The 21,115-nt window shown below is 54.1% G+C and carries 18 protein-coding genes; 7 read left to right on the forward strand and 11 right to left on the reverse strand.

The window, feature by feature from the left end; translation table 11 throughout:
- Positions 1-311 precede the first annotated feature (311 nt).
- The 3 genes from ahcY to bchB all read right to left on the reverse strand — a co-directional run bounded on the left by ahcY (position 312) and on the right by bchB (position 3,639).
- Positions 312-1,601, reverse strand: a complete 1,290-nt coding sequence (ahcY, locus tag Q0W94_RS06130) for an adenosylhomocysteinase (RefSeq protein WP_297756760.1) — start codon at positions 1,599-1,601, stop codon at positions 312-314.
- Positions 1,602-1,661: 60 nt separating this feature from the next.
- Positions 1,662-2,042, reverse strand: coding sequence for a hypothetical protein (locus Q0W94_RS06135; RefSeq protein ID WP_297756761.1), 381 nt, complete (start codon positions 2,040-2,042; stop codon positions 1,662-1,664).
- 70 nt (positions 2,043-2,112) lie between these two features.
- On the reverse strand, positions 2,113-3,639 hold the full coding sequence (gene bchB, locus Q0W94_RS06140; protein WP_297756763.1) for a ferredoxin:protochlorophyllide reductase (ATP-dependent) subunit B: 1,527 nt from the start codon (positions 3,637-3,639) through the stop codon (positions 2,113-2,115).
- A 197-nt stretch (positions 3,640-3,836) separates the two neighbouring features.
- Here bchB and Q0W94_RS06145 point away from each other — a divergent pair, with 197 nt between their 5' ends.
- Both Q0W94_RS06145 and gatB read left to right on the forward strand, forming a co-directional pair.
- Entirely contained in the window at positions 3,837-4,985 is a 1,149-nt protein-coding gene (locus Q0W94_RS06145; RefSeq protein ID WP_297756765.1) for a citrate synthase, read from the forward strand.
- A 66-nt stretch (positions 4,986-5,051) separates the two neighbouring features.
- Positions 5,052-6,659 carry an Asp-tRNA(Asn)/Glu-tRNA(Gln) amidotransferase subunit GatB gene (gatB, locus tag Q0W94_RS06150; protein WP_297756767.1) on the forward strand — a complete coding sequence of 536 codons (1,608 nt, stop codon included), beginning with the start codon at positions 5,052-5,054 and terminating at the stop codon, positions 6,657-6,659.
- Here the strand turns inward: gatB and Q0W94_RS06155 are convergent.
- From Q0W94_RS06155 to Q0W94_RS06165, 3 genes are read right to left on the reverse strand one after another with little or no spacing between them, the layout of a single operon-like run.
- Positions 6,642-8,159 (reverse strand): NAD(P)H-hydrate dehydratase, encoded by a 1,518-nt coding sequence (locus tag Q0W94_RS06155; protein WP_297756769.1) that lies wholly within the window; start codon positions 8,157-8,159, stop codon positions 6,642-6,644. The two genes, gatB and Q0W94_RS06155, sit on opposite strands and share 18 nt — an antisense overlap.
- On the reverse strand, positions 8,156-9,292 hold the full coding sequence (locus Q0W94_RS06160) for an anhydro-N-acetylmuramic acid kinase (protein WP_297756771.1): 1,137 nt from the start codon (positions 9,290-9,292) through the stop codon (positions 8,156-8,158). The genes Q0W94_RS06155 and Q0W94_RS06160 overlap by 4 nt, the downstream gene beginning before the upstream one ends.
- Before the next feature lie 22 nt (positions 9,293-9,314).
- Positions 9,315-11,039, reverse strand: a complete 1,725-nt coding sequence (locus tag Q0W94_RS06165; protein WP_297756772.1) for an ABC transporter permease subunit — start codon at positions 11,037-11,039, stop codon at positions 9,315-9,317.
- 209 nt (positions 11,040-11,248) lie between these two features.
- On the opposite strand from Q0W94_RS06165, the gene Q0W94_RS06170 reads away from it, so the two are divergent.
- The 5 genes from Q0W94_RS06170 to Q0W94_RS06190 all read left to right on the forward strand — a co-directional run bounded on the left by Q0W94_RS06170 (position 11,249) and on the right by Q0W94_RS06190 (position 15,359).
- Positions 11,249-11,956 (forward strand): SIMPL domain-containing protein, encoded by a 708-nt coding sequence (locus Q0W94_RS06170; RefSeq protein WP_297756774.1) that lies wholly within the window; start codon positions 11,249-11,251, stop codon positions 11,954-11,956.
- A 6-nt stretch (positions 11,957-11,962) separates the two neighbouring features.
- Entirely contained in the window at positions 11,963-13,318 is a 1,356-nt protein-coding gene (locus Q0W94_RS06175) for a DUF3370 domain-containing protein (protein ID WP_315863051.1), read from the forward strand.
- Between the two features lie 71 nt (positions 13,319-13,389).
- A complete protein-coding gene (gene moeB / locus Q0W94_RS06180) occupies positions 13,390-14,562 on the forward strand; it encodes a molybdopterin-synthase adenylyltransferase MoeB (RefSeq protein ID WP_297756778.1) in 1,173 nt (390 codons plus the stop codon).
- Positions 14,563-14,724: 162 nt separating this feature from the next.
- A complete protein-coding gene (locus Q0W94_RS06185; RefSeq protein ID WP_297756779.1) occupies positions 14,725-15,192 on the forward strand; it encodes a photosystem I reaction center protein subunit XI in 468 nt (155 codons plus the stop codon).
- A 50-nt stretch (positions 15,193-15,242) separates the two neighbouring features.
- Complete coding sequence (locus Q0W94_RS06190) at positions 15,243-15,359, forward strand: photosystem I reaction center subunit VIII (protein ID WP_011058237.1); 117 nt, start codon at positions 15,243-15,245, stop codon at positions 15,357-15,359.
- A 110-nt stretch (positions 15,360-15,469) separates the two neighbouring features.
- Here the strand turns inward: Q0W94_RS06190 and Q0W94_RS06195 are convergent, their stop codons facing one another.
- From Q0W94_RS06195 to Q0W94_RS06215, 5 genes are all read right to left on the reverse strand, one after another.
- Entirely contained in the window at positions 15,470-16,003 is a 534-nt protein-coding gene (locus Q0W94_RS06195) for a tetratricopeptide repeat protein (RefSeq protein WP_297756781.1), read from the reverse strand.
- 132 nt (positions 16,004-16,135) lie between these two features.
- On the reverse strand, positions 16,136-17,350 hold the full coding sequence (locus Q0W94_RS06200) for an MlaD family protein (protein ID WP_297756783.1): 1,215 nt from the start codon (positions 17,348-17,350) through the stop codon (positions 16,136-16,138).
- 41 nt (positions 17,351-17,391) lie between these two features.
- A complete protein-coding gene (gene nadB / locus Q0W94_RS06205; RefSeq protein WP_297756784.1) occupies positions 17,392-19,032 on the reverse strand; it encodes an L-aspartate oxidase in 1,641 nt (546 codons plus the stop codon).
- A gap of 46 nt (positions 19,033-19,078) precedes the next feature.
- Positions 19,079-19,483 carry a photosystem II complex extrinsic protein PsbU gene (gene psbU / locus Q0W94_RS06210; RefSeq protein WP_297756786.1) on the reverse strand — a complete coding sequence of 135 codons (405 nt, stop codon included), beginning with the start codon at positions 19,481-19,483 and terminating at the stop codon, positions 19,079-19,081.
- Between the two features lie 246 nt (positions 19,484-19,729).
- Complete coding sequence (locus Q0W94_RS06215; protein ID WP_297756787.1) at positions 19,730-20,899, reverse strand: adenylate/guanylate cyclase domain-containing protein; 1,170 nt, start codon at positions 20,897-20,899, stop codon at positions 19,730-19,732.
- Between the last annotated feature and the right edge of the window lie 216 nt (positions 20,900-21,115).

A 21,115-nucleotide genomic window follows, 5' to 3' on the forward strand; every position in this document is an offset into this window, starting at 1 on the left:
AGCTAAGCTTAGTTATATCAATCGTGAATATTTGTAAATATTGCTACATTTCTCCTGGCGCTATACATTTTTCGTATCTTGGATATACTCAGACCGTATCTAGGGTTAAATTCAGTGGGGGGTATTGAATCTGCTCAAAAACTAAAACAGCCAAAGTCGGTGTAGGACAAGGCTAGATTTGGTTGAGGCAGCCCGTTTTTAGAAGAAGGTTATTGCTGACAATCACTCAAGGAACAAAATAAAAAGCTGCACCCTTATAGATTCAGCGAGGATGCAGCGGAAAATGCTTTATTCCGGGTCAGCCGGTGTCCCTATGTGCCGGAGGTCCAAGAGTTCATGTACTCCACCTGTTCAGGGGTGGGGGTGTCAATGGCAATGCCCATAGCTTGGAGTTTTAAACGGGCAATTTCCTGATCCACTGCAGCGGGAATGGGGTGAATACCGGCAGCCAACTGGCCTTTATTTTTAACGAGATATTCACAGCCCAGGGCTTGGTTGGCAAAGCTCATATCCATGACACTGGCGGGGTGGCCTTCCGCTGCCGCAAGGTTAATCAGGCGGCCTTCACCCAAAACAATGATGGATTTGCCACTAGGGAGAATGTATTCCTCGGTGAAGTTGCGCACAAGGCGGACTTCCTTGGCAAGGGTTTTCAGGGTGGCGAGGTCAATTTCGATGTCAAAGTGACCGGAATTAGCAACCATTGCTCCATCTTTCATGACGGCAAAGTGCTCTGCCCGAATCACATGTTTATTCCCCGTCACGGTGATGAAAATATCCCCCAGGGGTGCAGCTTCGAGCATGGGCATGACGCGGAAGCCATCCATCACTGCTTCAATGGCGCGCACGGGATCGATTTCGGTGACAATCACATTGGCCCCCATGCCCCGTGCCCGCAGAGCAGTTCCTTTGCCGCACCAGCCGTAGCCGGCGACAACAATAGTTTTGCCGGCAAGGAGAATGTTGGTGGCGCGGATAATGCCATCGAGGGTGGATTGACCCGTGCCGTAGCGGTTATCAAAGAAGTGTTTGGTGTCAGCATCGTTGACGTTAATGGCAGGGAAAGTCAGGACGCCATCGCGGAACATGGCCTTGAGGCGGACAATACCCGTGGTGGTTTCTTCGGTGGTGCCAATAATGTCGCTGAGTTGGTGCTGGCGCTCCTTGACGAGGGTGGCAACCACATCACAGCCGTCATCAATGATGATCTGGGGGCGGTGATCCAGGGCAATGTTGACGTGGCGCCTGTAGGTGGCGGTGTCTTCCCCTTTTTGGGCAAAGACCGGGATGCCGTAGTTCACTACCAAGCTAGCGGCCACATCGTCTTGGGTGGAGAGGGGATTACTGGCAATGAGCACTGCATCGGCTCCTCCGGCTTTGAGGGCGATCGCCAGATTAGCGGTTTCTGTGGTCACATGGCAGCAGGCGGCCAAGCGAATACCGGCAAAGGGCTTTTCTTTCTCAAAGCGATCGCGAATCTGGCGCAGTACTGGCATCTCTCGACTGGCCCATTCAATCCGTTGCTGCCCTAAAGGGGCAAGGCTCAAGTCTTTGACATCGTGACGAACAGGGGCTTCAGATCTTATGGGAGAAGACACCATACTGTGGTTCCTGAAAAAGGCTACGGCTCCCCATTATACGCAAGTATACGCAAGAATCAGCTAGGGAGATTTCTTCCGCAGTACCCAACTTGTAACGGTGCCACCCGGCAACACGGGCAAATTCACCGTAGCAATTTCTAAAAGATGACCCTTGCGATTGCGAAACTGAAAGGTACAGATCTGAACCCCCACTAGTTGGCAGCCCATTAGTTCGCTATAGCCTTGACTGAGCAGATAGGCCACAATCGGCGTCCTGGTTGCCGGATTCTCCATTGCCGGATTGACCACGGGTTGCCAGCCGCGATCAAGCAGGCGTTGACGGGCCTCGGCATAGCTCATGCCTTGGTGCAAACGCGGTACCCGCTGGGCAAGGGTACTGGGCGCAAAGCCAACCCCTGCTGCCAGTAAACCAAGGGCAATGATGCGTTTGAGCAATACCATAGCAATTGGTGCTTAGATGCCAACCGCTATACGCTGCAACGGCCAGGTTCATGCAGGTTTGACGGTGGACTTAGGCCCCCACGGCTTCTTTGGCAGCATAGAGGACTTCCACAGTAATCTCGCTAATTCCCCGTTCGCGAGCAAATTTTTCAGTGTTGCGCTTTACCTTGCCGCGCACAAAGCCGGGAATCTTATTCAATTCCGCTAGCCCATCCGCTGTCCAGGTTAAATCCGAGTCGGCGGAGAGTCCCTTGTGAATCACTTCCTTGGTATCATGGCCACCAAAAATCTCCAGCAGGTGGTCTTCCATCCCCAAGGTGAAGGAGTTGTAGATTAAGTCTACTAGTTGATTGGTGCCCTCGTAGCCCAAGAAGGGCCGATAGCCCACAGGAAAGTCTTGGATGTGGATGGGGGCAGCAATCACACCACAGGGAATGTTGAGGCGTTTGCCGACATGGCGTTCCATTTGTGTGCCAAAGATGGCAGCCGGTTCAACGCGGGCGATCGCATCCCCCACCACCGTGTGGTCATCGGTAATCAGTACCTCGTCACAAAGGCCGGCCACTTCGGCCCGGAACCACTCGGCATCGTATGTACAGTACGTCCCTGCCCAAACAACGTGGATCCCCATCTCCCGAGTAAGAATTTTCGTCATTGCTGCTGCATGGGTATTGTCCCCAAAGACAACCGCCTTTTTACCGGTGAGGTTTTGGCAATCAATGGAGCGGGAGAACCAAGCAGCTTGGGAAACCTCCCGTGTTTGCTGCTCGATAAAGGCTTCGTAGTTCACATTTGCCCCCTGAGCATTGAGCACCCCTTGAATGGCACGGATACAACGGGCGGTTTCTACCACACCCATTGGCGTAATGCGGACGCTGGGCTGGCCAAATTCCCTTTCCAGATATTGGGCGGTGAGACCGCCAATTTCCCGATAGGGGACCAGGTTAAACCATGCTTGGGGGAGTCGGGCAAGGTCATAGACGCTGGCACCGGCGGGAATCACCAGATTCACCTGGATGCCAAGGTCGGCCATCAGTTGCTTTAGTTCGCGGCAATCGTGCTGGTTGTGGAAGCCGAGGGTGGTGATGCCGATGATGTTGACGCTAGGGGTGGGGGTTTTGCTGGTCCCTAAGGTGCCTTGGCGGCGGGCTTTGTCAATGTAAAATTGCACAATTTGCTCAAGGGTGCGATCGGCGGCCTGCAATTCATTGACGCGATAGTGATTGACATCCGCTAAGAGAACATCGGCAGTCGTGCTGAGGCTGGCCCGCTGGACAAAGTTTTGCAAGTCTTCTTGGAGAATACTGGAGGTACAGGTGGGGGTGAGCACAATTAAATCAGGGTGCTCTTCGGTGTCTTTGCGGGTAATATTCTCAACAACCTTTTCTTGGGAGCCGCGGGCTAAGACCTGGCGGTCCACAATACTGGCGGTGACAGGCGTAAAGTCACGCTCTCGCTCGAGCATGGATCGCATGACATTAAAGTAGTCATCCCCAAGGGGCGCGTGCATAATGCTATGAACATTTTTGAAGGAACTGGCAATGCGCAGCGTACCAATGTGGGCAGGTCCTGCATACATCCAGTAGGCAAGTTTCATCGCGTCAACTCCCTGGGCAAAGGTGTTTTGAGGTCCGATCGCGATCGTAGCGAGGCTATCTCCCTAGCCTGCCAAAACGTTGCAAAACTTGAAGGAATTGGGAAAGCCGCTTAACATACCAACATCTTTCCTCTCTCCCCTAAAATTGATCAATACTGCAATGCCAATTCAGTTTGCCCTTTTAAGGACACCCACGCATGGTTGCTTGCGAATTTAGCCCCGGTCTTGACGGTATTCCCGTTGCCCAGTCGGCCATTAGCTATGTGGATGGCCAAGCAGGCATTCTTGAGTATCGCGGTGTCCCGATTCAGGAACTGGCGGAAAAAAGCACATTTTTGGAAACAGCCTTCCTGTTGATTTGGGGCTACTGGCCGACCAAGGAGGAATTGGCGGCCTTTGAGCACGACATTACCTACCATCGCCGCGTCAAATATCGCATTCGCGACATGATGAAGTGCTTTCCCGACAGTGGCCACCCTATGGATGCGCTGCAGGCCTCGGCGGGAGCTTTGGGATTGTTCTATTCACGGCGGGCCCTCGACGATCCAGAGTACATTCGGGCAGCAGTGATCCGCCTCTTGGCAAAAATTCCAACGATGGTGGCGGCCTTTCAACTGATCCGCAAGGGAAATGACCCAGTCATGCCCTGTGATGAGCTGGACTATGCGGCCAATTTTCTCTATATGCTCAATGAGCGGCATCCGGATCCCTTTGCAGCGCGGGTCTTTGATATTTGCTTGATTCTCCACGCGGAGCACACGATGAATGCCTCTACCTTCTCGGCGCGGGTGACGGCCTCGACGTTGACAGACCCTTACGCCGTGGTTGCTTCAGCGGTGGGTACGCTGGCAGGGCCACTCCACGGGGGCGCCAATGAAGAGGTGATCAATATGCTCGAAGAAATCGGCAGTGTCGAGAATGTCCGTCCCTATGTGGAAAAGTGTATCCAAAATAAGATCAAGATTGCTGGGTTTGGCCACCGTGTGTATAAGGTCAAAGATCCCCGCGCCACGATTTTGCAGAAGTTGGCGGAGCAGCTGTTTGATAAGTTCGGTGGCGATCGCTACTACGACATTGCCCTGAAATTGGAGGAAGTGGTAGGCGAATACTTGAGCTATAAAGGAATTTATCCCAATGTGGATTTTTACTCTGGTCTGGTCTATCGGCGGCTGGGAATCCCCAGTGATCTCTTTACGCCAGTGTTTGCGATTGCCCGCGTCGCCGGTTGGCTTGCCCACTGGAAAGAACAACTGGAGGCCAATCGCATTTATCGTCCCACTCAAATCTATACCGGTGCCCATAATCAGCCCTATGTACCCATGGAGGAGCGCAATCATCGCCCCTAACTCTTGATCCTCAATTCCCCCCTGACTAAGCTGCTTTATAGTGGCGGTACCCCTGTGGAGTTTCCGATGGCAAAGGCAAAATCAAGTAAACGGCAAGCATCAAAAACATCAAAAACATCAACAGCGTCGCAATCCCCGCAATCAACAACCCCGACACCGCAGGCGGCAACCGTTGCGCCTGAACCCACCCCTGTAGATGCCGCTAATCTCACCTACGAGGCGGTGATTGGCCTAGAGATTCACTGCCAACTGAGTACCCAAACAAAAATTTTCTCATCTAGTTCGACCCAGTTTGGTGCGCCCCCCAATACCAACATTGACCCGGTGTGCTTGGGTTTGCCGGGGACGCTTCCTGTCTTGAATGAAAAGGTTCTCGAGTATGCCGTAAAGGCAGGTTTAGCCCTCAATTGTCAGATTGCGCCCTACAGCAAGTTCGATCGCAAGCAGTATTTTTATCCCGACTTGCCCAAAAACTATCAAATCTCGCAGTACGACTTGCCCATTGCCCAGCATGGCTACCTCGAGATTGAACTGGTGGAGGATAACGGTACCGCCCGCCGTAAAAAAATTGGCATTACTCGCCTGCACATGGAGGAAGATGCTGGCAAACTGGTGCATGCAGGCAGCGATCGCCTGTCGGGTTCCACCTACTCGCTGGTGGACCTGAATCGGGCAGGGGTGCCCCTGGTGGAAATTGTCTCTGCGCCAGATCTGCGCAGCGGTCAAGAGGCAGCGGAATATGCCCAAGAACTGCGGCGCATTCTCCGCTACTTGGGGGTTTGCGACGGCAATATGCAGGAGGGCTCGCTGCGCTGCGATGTCAATATCTCTGTGCGGCCAGTGGGCAGCAACACCTTTGGCACGAAGGTGGAGATTAAAAACATGAACTCCTTTAGTGCCATCCAACGGGCCATTGACTATGAAATTGAGCGACAAGTGGCTGCCGTCAAAGCGGGGGAACCCATCGTTCAAGAAACTCGGCTCTGGGATGAGGCCACCCAAGAAACGCGAACCATGCGGGTCAAGGAAGGCTCCAGTGACTACCGCTACTTTCCTGAACCCGATCTCGGACCGATTGAGGTCAGTGCTGAGCAACTGGCGGCATGGCGCGCTGAGCTGCCCGAACTCCCTGCCCAAAAACGCCACCGCTATGAATCCGAGTGGGGATTACCGCCGCAGGATGCCCGCGTTCTCACCGATGAGCGAGCCGTTGCTGAATACTTTGAGGCGACCGTTGTCGCAGGAGCACCCCCGAAATTAGCGGCCAACTGGATCATGGGGGATATTACCGCCTATCTCAAAGAACAAAAACTGGCGATCGAGGCACTGCCCCTGAAACCGGCGGAATTGGCGGAGTTGATCCAACTCATTGAGGCGGGCACCATTAGTGGCAAAATTGCCAAGGAGATCTTGCCCGAATTACTGTCTCAAGGGGGTTCTCCAAAAGCCCTTGTCGAGAAAAAAGGCCTTAGCCAAATCTCCGATGTGGCCACCTTAGAGGCGATGATTGATGAGGTACTAGCAGCACATCCCAATGAACTGGAGCAATACCGCGCTGGCAAGACCAAACTTCAAGGCTTCTTTGTTGGCCAACTGATGAAAAAAAGTGGCGGCCGTGCCGATCCAAAGCTAGCGAATCAACTCTTGGCTAAAAAGCTAAACGCTGGCAGTTAGGGCGCGGCGCAGCGTCGGCAACAGGTGAGCAATCAACTGTTCGGGATAAACCCCTAGGGAAGTAGTCTGTCGTTCCGCTGCAAGGGCCGCTTGGGCATGCCACCAAACCCCACCGCGGGCGGCACTTAGAATATCCCCCTGGGCGCAGAGGCCACCAATGAGGCCGGTGAGCACATCACCACTCCCGCCACGGGCAAGGGCAGGGGTACTCTCAGGGTTGATCCAGAGGTCGCCCCCAGGGGAGGCGATGGTCGTCCGTGCTCCCTTAAGAAGCACAATGGCATTGCTGCGGTTAGCGGCTGCGATCACTTGATCAAGGCGATCGCCCCCGGCGGCCACAAGGTCAGGAAAGAGCCGTCGAAATTCGCCATAATGGGGGGTCAAGATTGTACCACTGGGCAGCGGCCATGGGGGGAGGGTGGCTAAGATGTTTAGGGCATCTGCATCCAGGACGAGGGATTTGCCAGCACTGAGCACTGTTTCCACAACTGAGCTTGCCTCAGGGGTTAGCCCCGGCCCACAGGCAATGGCGGCAAATTTCCCTAACTCTAGACTCTCGGACAAGCGGGCGATCGCCCCCCCAGCTGTTTCTGGACAGCCGACAACAATGGCATCGGGAACTCGTGATAGCACAAGGGACTTCAGGGATTGGGGCACCGCCACCACCAGCATTCCCACACCTGTACAGCGGGCGGCTAGGGCACTGAGGAGAATACTGCCACCAAACTGGGCAGAGCCACCAATGAGTAAAAGCTGACCCTGCTGATACTTGTGGGTAATGGGCGATCGCGCCAGGGGCAATGCTTGCCAACAGGAAGCATCCAGGCAATATCGCCGCGGCGCAGCGGCTAAGGCTGTTTCAATCACGGCCGAGGGAATATCAAAGGGAATTAACACGCCCTGCCCCACCCAAGGCTGTGCCTCCTCCACTAGGAGTCCCCGCTTCCACAGTCCTAAACAGAGGGTGCGATTGGCCTGAATTGCCGTGCCCAACACTGCCCCCGTATCACTATGTAGCCCCGAGGGGACATCAATGCTCACCCGCGGTTGCCCCCAGGTGTTGATCGCCTCAATGGCAGCGGCAAGTTCACCCGTCAGTTGCCGCTCTAGGCCAAAGCCAAACAGACCATCTACGATCAAGTCCACTTCCTGCAACGCCGTTACTGTGTCAACAAAGGGCAAACCGAGAAAGCGAGTATAGCGGGCATGATCTGCCGTCAGGGGCTTCAGGCGTTCAAAGGGTTGCCAGACCTTCACCCCATAGCCCCGGTGCCAGAGTTCCCGCGCCACCACCAGGGCATCACCGCCATTGTGACCAGGGCCTGCCAAAACACCCACCCAGGGATACTGAGACTTGGGAAAATGGCTCTCGAGAAACTCACTCAGCCGTTGTCCCACTTTTTCCATCAGGGCAGGAACGGGGAAGCCGGCATCGAACATCGCCCCCTCAATCGCCTGCATTTCCGCAGTGGTGACAATCACTGGACATGTTGTTTTCATCGCTGTCCTACCCACCGTTGACCCAAGGGGACCGCTTGGCACGCACCCGTGACTTGGGGCAGATTTCCCGGCAGGCCCAACTCATGCCAGTAGGCCAAAATCGCGAAGGCGATCGCCTCTTTGGCATCCACCGGTACGCCGGCCGTCGCCGTAGTTTCCACGGGAATTTTCCCGAGATGTACCTGCAGGCGCTCCCTGAGGAACCCGTTGTGGGCGCCGCCCCCACAGAGCAACACCCGCTGCGGCCATTGGGGCAAAAATTGGCGATAGCTCTCAACTATACTGCGAGCCGTAAATTCCGTTAGGGTGGCTAGAATATCCGCTGGCGCTAAACCCACGGCATCGGTGCGGCACCGCTGCCAAAAGACCAGACCAAAACGTTCTCGGCCAGTGGACTTCGGTGGCGGCTGCTGAAAGAAGGGGTCCTGCAGCCAGTGGGCCACCAGAGCCTCAACAATTTGGCCCTGCCGTGCCCAGGCCCCATCGGCATCATAGGTGTATTTCCCCCCCGATAACTCGGTCACCGCTAAATCCAGCAACACATTACCGGGACCGGTATCCCAACCCATAACCCCTTTGCCCTCAGGATCAGTGGAGCGCGGCGGCAAGTAGGTGACATTGCTAATACCCCCAATGTTTTGGACACAGCGGCTTTCTATGGGGTGACCCAGAAGACACCAATCCACCCGCGGCACCAGGGGCGCCCCTTGACCCCCCAAGGCAATATCCCGGGCGCGAAAGTTGGTGACGGTGGGAATACCGGTGCGCCAAGCAATCCAATCTCCCCGTCCCAGTTGCAGGCTGTAGCCTAGGCGATCGCCAGTAGCGGGGCGATGAAAGACCGTTTGACCGTGGGAGCCAATGAGCTCTGCCCGTGGATAGCCCTGTTGAACCGTTTGCGCCGCCAGGGCAAAGGCCTCGGCGATCGCCTCATCCAACGCCGCCAACTCAGCCAGAGTCAAGGATTGCGCACCACAAACCTCAAGAATACGTTGCCGCAGGGCGTCTGGATAGGGCACCGTACAAAAATTTAGCACCGTTAGCTGCAGGTCGCGATCGCCCCCCTGGAGCGCCACTAAGACCGCGTCAATGCCATCGACAGAGGTTCCGCTCATCAGGCCAATGACACGCATCACCTGCCCCCACAGCCGTTGATTACAGCAGTTGATATTTTGTTTCCGCCAAGCGGTAGAGGGGGCGCCACACCAAGCGGTTGGTCAAAACCACCAATAACGACATCACCGCCGTGGCTGCCATCAGCAGCGGAAAATCGCCCCGAACGCTAGCCTCGGAAATGGTGGCCCCCAAGCCAAGGGTTTGCTCCGTTTGATTTTGAAATTCCACATATTCACTGACGATGCTGGAGTTCCAAGCTCCCCCCACAGCGGTAATGATGCCCGTAATCAAATAGGGAAAGATTCCGGGTAAGATTAGCGTACGCCAGCGCTGCCACCAAGGGAGTTGATAGACCACCGCTGCTTCGAATAATTCTGTGGGAATGGCTTGGGCACCGGCAATCACATTAAAGAGGATGTACCACATTGTGCCCAGCATCATCAGCGCCACAGACCCAATCTCCAAGCCCCCACCCACATTGGCCAGGGCCAACAGCAGGACTGGAAACAGAGCCGTGGCCGGCACCGATGCCGCAATTTGAACAATGGGTTGCAAGACTTGAGCAGCACGGGGATTGCGACCGATCGCCACCCCTACAGGCACCGTCCACAGGAGCGAGAGAATGAGTGCCGTCATTACCCTAAGGGTTGTCAGGACTGCCCCCAGAGTAATTTGCTGCCATTGTTGCCAACTCACCTTGAACATTTGCTGCACAAAGGCGATCGCCCCCCAACCCACGAACACAACAAAAATCAGCAAAATGATGGCGGTTATCGGCCAGTTGCCTTGGCCCTTCTGGCGTGCGAGGGATTGACGGGGGTATTTGGGGCGCAACTGCTCATCTAGTTGTTCCCAGACGGGGGCAAAGAGGTTTTGGTGGAAGGCTCGCAACGTCGGCGATCGCCGCAGAAAATCAAGAACGAAGGATTTAGGAACATTCTCCGCCTCGACCATTTCCATCTTGAACTTTTCGCCCCAGGCAATCAGAGGGCGCCACACCAAAATATCAATGATAATGATGACCCCAATCAGAACTGCCAAGCCGTAGATTAGAGCCACATAATCCTGTTGGTTGGCTGCCGCCGCCAGATAGGAGCCTAACCCTGGCAACGTAAAGCTTTTCTCACCAATGGTAAAGGACTCGATCGCCATCAGGAAAAACCAGCCGCCAGCCACCGACATCACACTATTCCAGATCAGGCCAATGGCTCCCGCCGGCAAATCCAGCGTCCACACCCGCTGCCACCACCCCAAGCGATAAATTTTTGCTACCTCCCGCAGCTCCTGGGGCACGCTAATCAAAGACTGGTAAAAGCTAAACGTCATGTTCCAAGCCATCCCCGTGTAGATGAGGATAATGGCTGCCAGTTCTACGCCAAGACGGCTCCCCGGAAAGAGAGCAATGAGGGCCAGCACCACCCCCGGCAAAAATGACAGCACGGGAATCGATTGCAGAATATCCAGCAGGGGCAGCAGGATTTTTTCAGCAGTGCGGTTATAGTAGGCGATATAGGAATAAAGGATACTAAAGACCAAAGAAATAATGTAGGCAATGAGCATCCGCAGCAGCGTTTGAGCAGTGTAACTGGGCAAGACCGCCGGACTCAGCTCAATGGTGATCGTGGGGTCATAGCGTCCTGTAAACTGAGCCGCTGTGTTGACAATCCAAAAGATCAGGGCAATCAAAGCCAAGATAATCAGGCCGTCTTGCCAAGTCCAGGCCCGGTTCAGTGTTTGATTATCGGGGGTGAGGGGGCGTGCCATCACAACCTCTCAAGGTAGTCTCCACGAAAGCAAATTATAGTCACCTTGGCGGGTGAGACACAAAATGATCGTTTATGATCGTTGCCCTAAAGTTGTCACAAAACTTAAATTGACCAGTTTTGCTGCCTAGGTAGGAACAGTGGACAAGGCCCTCACAGTCTATAAGGATTAGGAACGTGTTAGACTGCCCTTAGGTGCTCAGTACGGCTGTGAAACATCCACTCATCCCTTTTTATACCTTTGGTCTTGTGGCAGTTCTTTTGGGTGGGACTGTTGTTGCTAGTGAGCGACCTGCTGTGAGTCAAGAAGCCCAACGTACCCTGACGGTCACAGGGCGAGGGACAGAAGCTATTGCAGCAACCCTTGCCCAAGTCAGCCTTGGGGTTGAGGTTCAAGGTCGCACGGCTCAGGAGGTACAGCAGGAGGTGGCGCGGCGAGCCAATGCAGTTTTGGCAGTTTTGCGGGCACGGGAGGTCAGCCAACTGCAAACCACAGGCTTGAGTCTCAGTCCCAATTATCAATACACCAACAATCAGCGGATACTGGTGGGATATATCGGGCGCAATACCGTGAGTTTTCGCATTGCCAGCGATCGCGTGGGGCCACTCCTCGACGCTGCTGTGCAAGCTGGCGCAACCACGATTGACAATATTAGCTTTACGGCACCAGAGGCCACTATCGCTGCTGCCCAACGCACTGCCCTGCAGCGGGCGACCCAAGATGCCCAAAGCCAAGCCCAAGCAGTCCTGAGTGCCCTCAATCTCCAACCGCGTCAAGTGGTGAGCATTCAAATTAGTCAGGCGGCACCTCCCCCAAAACTCTTCACCGTTCGTGCAGCAACGATGGCTGATAGCACCCCTGTTGTCTCTGGGGAATTGCAGGTGGAGGCGAGTGTAACGCTGCAGATTAGCTACTAGGTCTCGGTGATGACCATTGATCTCCGCTGGTGGTGGGGGACCGGTGCAGCACTTATTGTCATTTCTCCAGTGCTAGCCCAGGCGCTAGCAACAATTGAAAAACCCCAAAAAGTCCTCCCTTTACCGGGGGCCCTCGATCAGGTGCCTGTGTTTAATAGCAATAGCCCAGAGGTGGTACAGCGACCGGGCATTCTTCTTTCTACCTTTCCACCAGAGGGCAAAGGGACCCCCCAGGCCCACTTGAACTTTGCCTTTCGCGATCGCTTTGATATCTTTGCCCACCATATTGCTAAGCCCCTTAACCCGCAGAATCTCACCACCCTCTACCTAGGGATTCTCGCCTACAACCCCAGTTCTGAAGCGGTAACGGTGAACCTGATCTATGCCGCCAGTTACCTGAGTCAACCCGATGCTCCCTTCCGCTCCCTGCCCAGTCAGCAGGCCAATGATCTAGGCCAAATTTTTGCGGGTCCGGGCGATCGCGTCATGCTGGATATTTTGCGACAACGGCGGCAATCGGGCTGGCCAGCACAAGTGGTGATTCCCGCCCGCCGTTATGCCCTGATTGCCAATTTACCGATTCCGGTTAAGGGGCTAGACCCACCCCTCAATGGCCGTTCCCTGCTGATCCGTGCCCGCAGTAGCGGCAACATTTATCTCGCCAGTTTAGCTCGCTTTGACAATGAACCGCCGACCCTAGAGCAATGGCAGCAGACCCTAATGACAGGGGAACTCGTCACTCCCCGCGATCGCGCCCCCACCCCCCCCAATCAGGGGGGCAAGATCATCTATGGCCGAGTCGCCGGCGTTGCCCTTGGTTCCCGCTGGCACAATCCCCAGCAGCAACCAATTCCCATTCCCACAGGGGGTACGGCTTTTTCCTACCCCATTAGCACATTAGTAGGGGGGCGCCTGGGTACTGAGCAGATACAAACTGCTCCCTTGGTGGTGCGCTATCCGGATACGGCCTATGCCGCCCACGGCAACTATGGGGTTGAATATGATTTAGTGCTGCCCTTGCAAAACACCAGCGATCGCCCCCAGACCATTCGCCTTGCCCTCCAAACCCCTGTCAAGTTCGATGCTCCTGCCCCCGGCCTACGCTTCTTTGCTGAGCCGCCCAACCGTATCTTTTTCCGGGGCAGCGTCCGCCTACGATTCCGGGACGATCAAGGCACCCCCCAAAGTCGGATCATTCACCTTGTCCAACGCCAAGGCCAGCAGGGGGATGATCTTGTACGGCTGACGCTCCAACCCCAGGAAATTCGCTGGGTACAGTTCACCATGGTCTATCCGCCAGATGCGACACCACCCCAAGTATTGACAATTGAAACCTTGGCAGATCCCCTGTCGCGCCCCTAAGTAAAATGGAAGTCATCCCCTCACCCTTGCTGATCGGGTTAGATCAGCCGTATTTGTTACGAAGGGCTACCATGCTAAATCCAGACCTTGCTACGATTGAACTAACCAAAGATGACTATGAACGCTATTCCCGCCATCTGATTTTGCCGGAGGTGGGTGTCGAGGGTCAAAAACGCCTCAAAGCTGCCAGCGTGCTTTGCATTGGCACCGGTGGATTGGGATCACCGCTGCTACTGTATCTCGCTGCTGCGGGTATTGGCCGCCTTGGCATTGTAGATTTTGATGTTGTTGACAGTTCCAATTTGCAACGGCAGATCATCCACGGTACCTCTTGGGTGGGCAAGCCCAAAATTGAATCGGCCAAGCACCGCATCCTTGAAATCAATCCCTACTGCCAAGTCGATCTGTATGAAACCCGCCTCAGCGCCGCCAATGCCCTTGAGATAATGGCGGATTATGACATTGTCGTGGATGGCACCGATAACTTCCCCACCCGCTACTTGGTGAACGATGCCTGTGTGCTTCTGAATAAGCCCAATGTCTATGGCTCCATCTTTCGCTTTGAAGGCCAGGCCACAGTCTTTAACTATGAAGGCGGCCCCAACTACCGCGATCTGTATCCGGAACCCCCGCCGCCGGGTCTGGTACCCTCCTGTGCCGAAGGGGGTGTTTTGGGCATCCTACCGGGAATTATTGGGGTAATCCAAGCAACAGAGACCATCAAAATCATTCTTGGCAAGGGCACAACCCTCAGTGGTCGCCTGTTGCTCTTCAATGCCCTAGACATGAAATTCCGTGAACTCAAACTGCGTCCCAACCCCGAGCGACCAGTCATTGACAAGCTGATTGACTACGAAGAATTCTGTGGTATTCGCCAAGCCAAAGCTCAGGAGGCCGCCCAAATGGCAGACATTCCCGAAATGACAGTGCAAGAACTCAAAGCCTTGATGGACAGTGGCGCCCAAGATTACGTCCTTGTGGATGTGCGCAACCCCAATGAGTACGAAATTGCCAGGATTCCCGGATCGGTCCTTGTTCCCCTATCGGAAATTGAAAATGGCCCGGGTGTGGAGAAAATCCGCAGTTTGGTGAATGGCCATCGCCTTTTGGTGCACTGCAAGATGGGGGGGCGCTCTGCCAAAGCCTTGGGCATCCTCAAACAAGCTGGCATTGAGGGAATCAATATCAAAGGGGGTATCAACGCTTGGAGTCAGGAAGTTGATCCCAGTGTACCCACCTACTAACCCAAGGGCAGGGGCAGGGCGGCGTAAGGGGATGTTGCAATACATGAACTTTCTTGAAGAGAAGCACGCTGTCTCTCGCGCGATCGCCCGCCCTTGCCTAGAATAACCACTTAGGTCTGTGCCTGTGCGCGGACATGACGGAATGCTAGGGAAATAAAAATCATGGCAGAAGAACTGATTAAGCCATACAATGGCGATCCCTTTGTGGGTCACCTCTCAACACCCATTTCTGACTCTGGCCTCGTGAAGACGTTTATCGGCAACCTACCCGCTTATCGTCAAGGCCTCTCCCCGATTCTGCGGGGCTTGGAAGTGGGTATGGCCCATGGTTACTTCCTGATTGGCCCTTGGGTCAAGCTGGGTCCCCTGCGGGACTCTGATGTAGCCAACCTCGGCGGCTTAATTTCGGGGATCGCCCTCATTTTAATTGCCACAGCTTGCTTAGCGGCCTATGGTCTGGTCAGTTTTCAAAAGGGTGGCAGTAGCAGCGATTCCCTGAAAAACGGTGAAGGTTGGAGTCAGTTTACGGCTGGCTTCTTTGTGGGTGCCATGGGGGGTGCCTTTGTTGCCTTTTTCCTCCTTGAAAACTTTGCTGTTGTTGATGGCATCATGACTGGCCTCTTTAACTAGCGCCTTGGTCACACTTTGCTGTTGATTACCCAGAAGGAGAACCGCTGATTATGATGGGATCTTATGCTGCATCCTTTTTGCCTTGGATTTTTATTCCCGTGGTCTGTTGGCTAATGCCCACGGTAGTGATGGGACTGCTGTTTCTTTACATTGAAGGAGAAGCCTAAGCCGAGGACTAGCTTACCCAGATAAATACCCAGATACTAAATTGAGAACTGGTTGGGGAATGTCCTGGCCAGTTTTTTTTGCTAACCAGTTTTTGCTTGACTAGCTATCCTCAAGCCGCCGCACCACTGAGTCGTTTTTTCAGAGAATTCACCCGCCGTTGGGCGATCGCGTTGTTGGGGTCGTATTTCAGCGTGTGCTGATAGGCCTCAAGGGCTGGCTGGGCGAGGTTCTTCTTCTCATAGGCGTGACCTAGGTTGTTGGCCGCAGTCACATACTCCGGTTGATTTTTGAGGGCTTCTTTGTACTGGCGAATCGCCAAGTCATACTGCTCTTGCATGAAGTAGGCATAGCCCAGGGCATTGTAGATAGGGGCCACATAGGTCTCGCCTTCACTTTCAGCCGCTTTAAGGGCTTTTTGAAACAGGGGAATTGCCTGGCTAGCGAGTTTCTTGGTGAGGTAAATGCTGCCTAGCTCAAAGTATTCTTGGGCAGTGCCCGGTTCTTGCTTGAGTTTCCGTTGCAGGCGTGCCAAGCTAGACTCAATACGGCGGGTTTTAAGAATTTGTTTGACCACAAACCAAGCCGAGACGCCCAGTAGAATAATCAACACACTTAAATAAACAGCAGGTAAGGCATTCTCCATGATCAGTTTTATCCTCAATCGATTCCTTGCAAATTGCAAATTTCGACTCTATGCATTTATTCCTAGGTCTATGATAAACAGCGGTGACCCAGTTCCTCCTAGAAATCTTCCCATTGCCAGTTCGGGAGGACGTTAGGGATCTGTGGAAGTAGCTGCTTCCTCTGCGTTTTCTTTTGTGGGTGTTGCAGCCACAGGGGGAATGGGCACAAGCGTTGGCGGCGCAGCTTCAGTTTCCCTTAGGGAGGTGGCATGAAGAGCCAATAATTGCTGTTCCAGGGCTTGGCTTGAGGCCAGCAGGCGCCTGAGGATTTGAATTAAGCGCCGTAAATCGGACTGAAAGGATGAATCGCTGGTTAGTTTCAGGAGGTCATTGGTGAGTTTTTGGGCATTGATGAATGTGGCCCGCGCGGCATCTAAGGTTTGGGCGATCGACAGCATAACGACAGGACTACTTAGGGCCCCAGAGACTTTATTGAGATTGGCGGCTGCTTCGGCACCATTTTTAATTAGGGCATCCAAATTCGCTAGCAATTCCCCCTGCTCCAGTTGGTTCGTCAGGGGGCGCAGTGCTTTGAGTGTGGTTCTCAGCTCTCGGGCAGCACTGTCAATGTTGCGCAAAGTAGAGTTAATTGTGTTGCGGTTCACTTCAACGATTTCACTGATTTGGTTGGCTGCACGAGTAACTGCTTGCGAGGCCGTGCCAAAGTTCCGTAGTTCAACACGGGCTTCATTACTGAGGGCGTTGAAGCTATCGAGGGCAGTGGTGACCTTCGTCAGGGATTGATCGGCACGGTTAACAACGCGGGTTGCGCCCAAAATGAGGGTATTGGCGTTGTTGATAAGGCCTGATTCTGCAAGGGCAGTGGTAAAACGAGTTGCGGCTCGCACCAAGTCCTCTAAGCTAGCCGTGCGCACCCCGGTCACGCGATCGCCATTACAGTAAACCACCTCTGGTTGGCACTTGGGGGCAAAGGCGGTGACACCCTCGGGAATCTCCGGTACCCGCTCCTTGGGGGTAAAGTCCAAGAAGGCCTGACCAATAAAGCCCGACTGGCGAATCTCCGGTACAGCACTCCGCGGAATCAACACATTATTGATGCGCACACTCACTTGGACAGCATTGGCATCAAAACCAATGGCCGTGACTCGTCCCACCTGGACACCCCGATAGCGCACCTGTGTTCCCACGGCTAGGCCTGGTGCTGTGTCCAATTCCACCTCAAGGGTGTAGCTATTGGCACCGGCAAGGTTGCCCCGCAACCAGAGGAGGCCGACCCCCAATGTCCCTAAGCCCGCAAGGATGACCAGGCCCACCAAACTTTCCTGCACACGCCGTGACTGCATCATAGGGATAGATCACCGCAAAAAATTTTTGGAATCTATTGCAACTATAGTTTACTCTGCAGGCCTTGAATCGCTGCTTTTTGCCAGTGTTCTCCCCAAATCAGGGTGTGCATTTGCCAGTTGGGATCGGGTTGGGGGTAGTCTTGGCGATAGTGACCACCGCGACTTTCCTCACGAAAGAGGGCACTTTTGAGAATTAAATAGGCAATATCCAAGAGATTGCGTAGCTCCCCCCATTCCCAAAGGGTGTCCTGCACGGCTTGATTGCTGAGGGTATAGTAGTAATTGGGGTCTAGTTCATGAAAGGCGATCGCCACGGGATGAGCCAGCAATTCTTGGCGCCATTCCTTCACTTGGGCAAGAGCAGCCATCAACGTGGGAGCATCGCGACAAATCCCCGCACTTTGCCACAGGAGTTCCCGCAACTCTTGGCGCCACTGACGAAAGCTCACTGGCTCAATTTCAAGGGATTTCTGGCCAACAGGGAACACCGCCAAGGGAAGGGGCTGAGGATCCAGATGGGCAAGTTGAGCTGAAAAGACAAAACATTCCAAAAGGGAGTTACTGGCTAGGCGATTGGCACCATGGACACCAGTACTAGCTACCTCGCCAACGGCATAGAGGCCGGGAAGGCTGGTTTTGGCCTGTAAATCGGTGACGACTCCCCCCATCCAGTAATGGGCTGCCGGAGACACCGGAATCGGTTGCTGCTCAACATCAATGCCCCACTGCCGACAGACAGCGATGATTTTGGGAAAGCGGTGGGGCAGGCGATCACGGGGAATGGGTCGTAAGTCTAGCCAGACATGGGGGGCATGGGTGTGCTGAAGGTGACGGTAAATGGCACGACTGACAATATCCCGTGGGGCAAGCTCGCCAGCAGGATGGTAATCCGCCACAAAGCGATGACCTGTGTTGTCAATTAAATGCGCCCCTTCACCCCGTACTGCTTCACTGATGAGAAATCGCGGTGCCCCCTCGACGGCTAGGGCAGTGGGATGAAACTGAAAAAACTCGACATCGCGAATGTGGGCACCGGCTCGCCAGGCCATGGCTACGCCATCGCCGGTGCTGAGGGGAGGATTAGTAGTTTGGGCAAAAACTTGACCGCCACCCCCCGTAGCGAGAACGACCGCCCCCGAGCGCAGCCATTGCACTTGCCCCTGATGCAACAGACACACCCCACAGCATCGCCCCGACTCTAGCCACAGATCAAAGACAAAGCTATTGGGCAACAGCGTGATATGGGGTGCGGCAGTCACCTGTTTGAGGAGTGTGGTAATCAGGGCTTGCCCCGTGGCATCAGCGGCATGGAGAACGCGCGGACGGGAATGGGCAGCTTCGAGGGTCAGAGCGGGGCGATCGCCCGCACGATCAAAGGCAACCCCCATCGCCAGCAGGCGCTCCACCTGGGCTGGTGCCTGCTCAACCAAAAACTGGACACTCACTGGATCACAGAGACCAGCCCCCGCAGCCAGGGTATCTTGGGCATGGAGCAGGGGAGAATCCGTAGGATCAATGGCCGCAGCCATACCCCCCTGGGCCCAGCCACTGGCCGATTGCTGGAGATCGGTTTTTGTGATCAGGCCAACGCGATAGGTGGCAGGAAGGGCAAGGGCAGCACTGAGACCCGCAGCACCACTGCCAATGATTAAGACATCAAATCCAGAAGTTGCGGGAGTCAACGCTAACCCAAGAGAATATTATCGCTAATATTGCTAACGAGGCTAACTACTTGTATAGCCCATTATTGTAGCGATCGCCCCCCTCAACGAGAGCTGTTTCCACCTCTGTGACGGTAAAGTGATCCAAATTTTCCCGTAAAATTTGCTTTTGCCGCTCCGTCAGGCCGGGAATGTTGAGGACATCTTCAACAGATTCGTACGGAGCATTTTTAACGATTAATTTAGCTAGGGTTGGGTATAGCCCCCGGTATTGAATAAAGGCGGCAATGTTGGTATTGTTGAGGTCAATTTTTTCACCATAGGCAGTACCCAGTTTCTCATCGACCACATTGACGAGTTCTTCCTCCGTGGATGCCGTTGCCGCCAAGGTTGGGGCACTCCAGTTGATCCAGCCCAACAGGCTAACGCTCACAAGGTAAGCCAGTGCTAGCCAGCGGCCTAAACGTTGCATAATTCCTTTACCTCCCAAATCTCACAGGTCATTACAAAAACAGCGGTTCATTCAGAGTCAAAGCAAAGAGCTGACCACATCGCACAGCAAGCGCAGGCGGCAGTAGCCGATCACCAGCAGGATGACAGAGGAAACTGAGGCATTACGCCTACAATAGACTGATGTCTAGGCTGCCCCCTACAGGTGATTCAATAATATCAGAAATATCAGAGGCAGGCCGTCCCTGCATCGCCTTTTTCAAGGTGTTTAATGTAGGGTGTCTGTGCTTTTGAGGGCTTGGGCAAGGAAGGAATGCAGGTCATCAAAGGTGCCTACATAGGCAGGCACAGGAGCTTCATAGCCCTTGAGATTCAGGACTTGCGGTCGAAATGGGACAGGGGTTGGGCAAGATTGCACAAGGTAGTGGTAGGTGGTTGCTCCCATGGCCAAATCAGCGGCAATGGTTTTGGTGGCACTCTCAAGGCGAAAAGCAGCATTAACGGTATCTCCCAAAGCGGTATAGTCTGGGCGATCGCCACTCCCTGTATTGCCCACCATTGCATAGCCTGTATTCAAGCCAGAACCAATGCGCAATGGCCACGGCAAGGGATATTGCTGGTGCAGTTCTCCCGTCATCCGCCGTAAATCTTCTAAGGCAGAGAGGGTATGGCAAATTTCTTGATAGCCAATCTCCTCGCTTTCGTGGATCCAAACCGCCATCACCGCATCCCCGATATACTTGTCGACCCAACTGCCGTATTGACGGATAATCTCACCCGCGCGATGAAACCACGCGCCAATTAGTTCCGACAGCAGTTCCTCTTCGAGTTGTCGCGTCAGCTGCGTAAAGCCACGAATATCCACGACCAAAACTGTCAATAGGCGGCGGACATGGAGAAGTGCTGTGGAGGAGCCTTCGGATTGCGGCAAAGACAAAGTGGCATTTTCGGCAAACAGGGGGGCAAAGGGTTCGTTAAAAAAATCCAGTTCTGTTTGGCCAAAGGTAATGCGATCGCCATTGTGCAGGGCAATGGGAATGCTGACGCGGCGACCATTGACAAACGTGCCATTGCGACTGCCAAGATCAATGAGATAAAATTCCCCCTGTCCCATGCGCTGAATCATGGCATGGTTCCGTGACATCCAGCGATCGCTGAGGACAATGGAATTGTCTTCACTGCGGCCAATTGTCCAGCAATTCCCCCCTGTTAAGGGAAAATAACAAGCCGTGTCCTCACTCACCAGTGCCAGATGAGGTTCTGAGGGGGGTGGCGCTTCCGGATGAAGGACCTCAGGGACGCCGGGAATTTGGGAGAGGGTATGGCGCAGTTGATTAATAATTTGCTGCTGACGCAAAATAATTGCCACTAATTGTTGGGGAGGTAAGGTCTCTAGAATCTTTTGATCGGGCAAGTTGAACTTCAGGTCAGGATCCATGGGGGGCCAAATAGGAGAAGCACTTTATCTATAGTTGAGAATCTATAGTTGAGAAATCACAGTGGGTCGGTTATCCCCCCGGCCCTACCAACGCATAGGTGTTTCAAAGTAAAGTCCAACGAAAGTCTAACAATAGGTCCAGTCTAGCAAAGCAGCTTTGTCTCGCTCAATAGACGACATCTGCGCAGTAGCGTTAATCAACCATACATAGAGCGA

Origin of the sequence: Thermosynechococcus sp. (genome assembly GCF_025999095.1) — a bacterium.
GTDB lineage: Bacteria > Cyanobacteriota > Cyanobacteriia > Thermosynechococcales > Thermosynechococcaceae > Thermosynechococcus.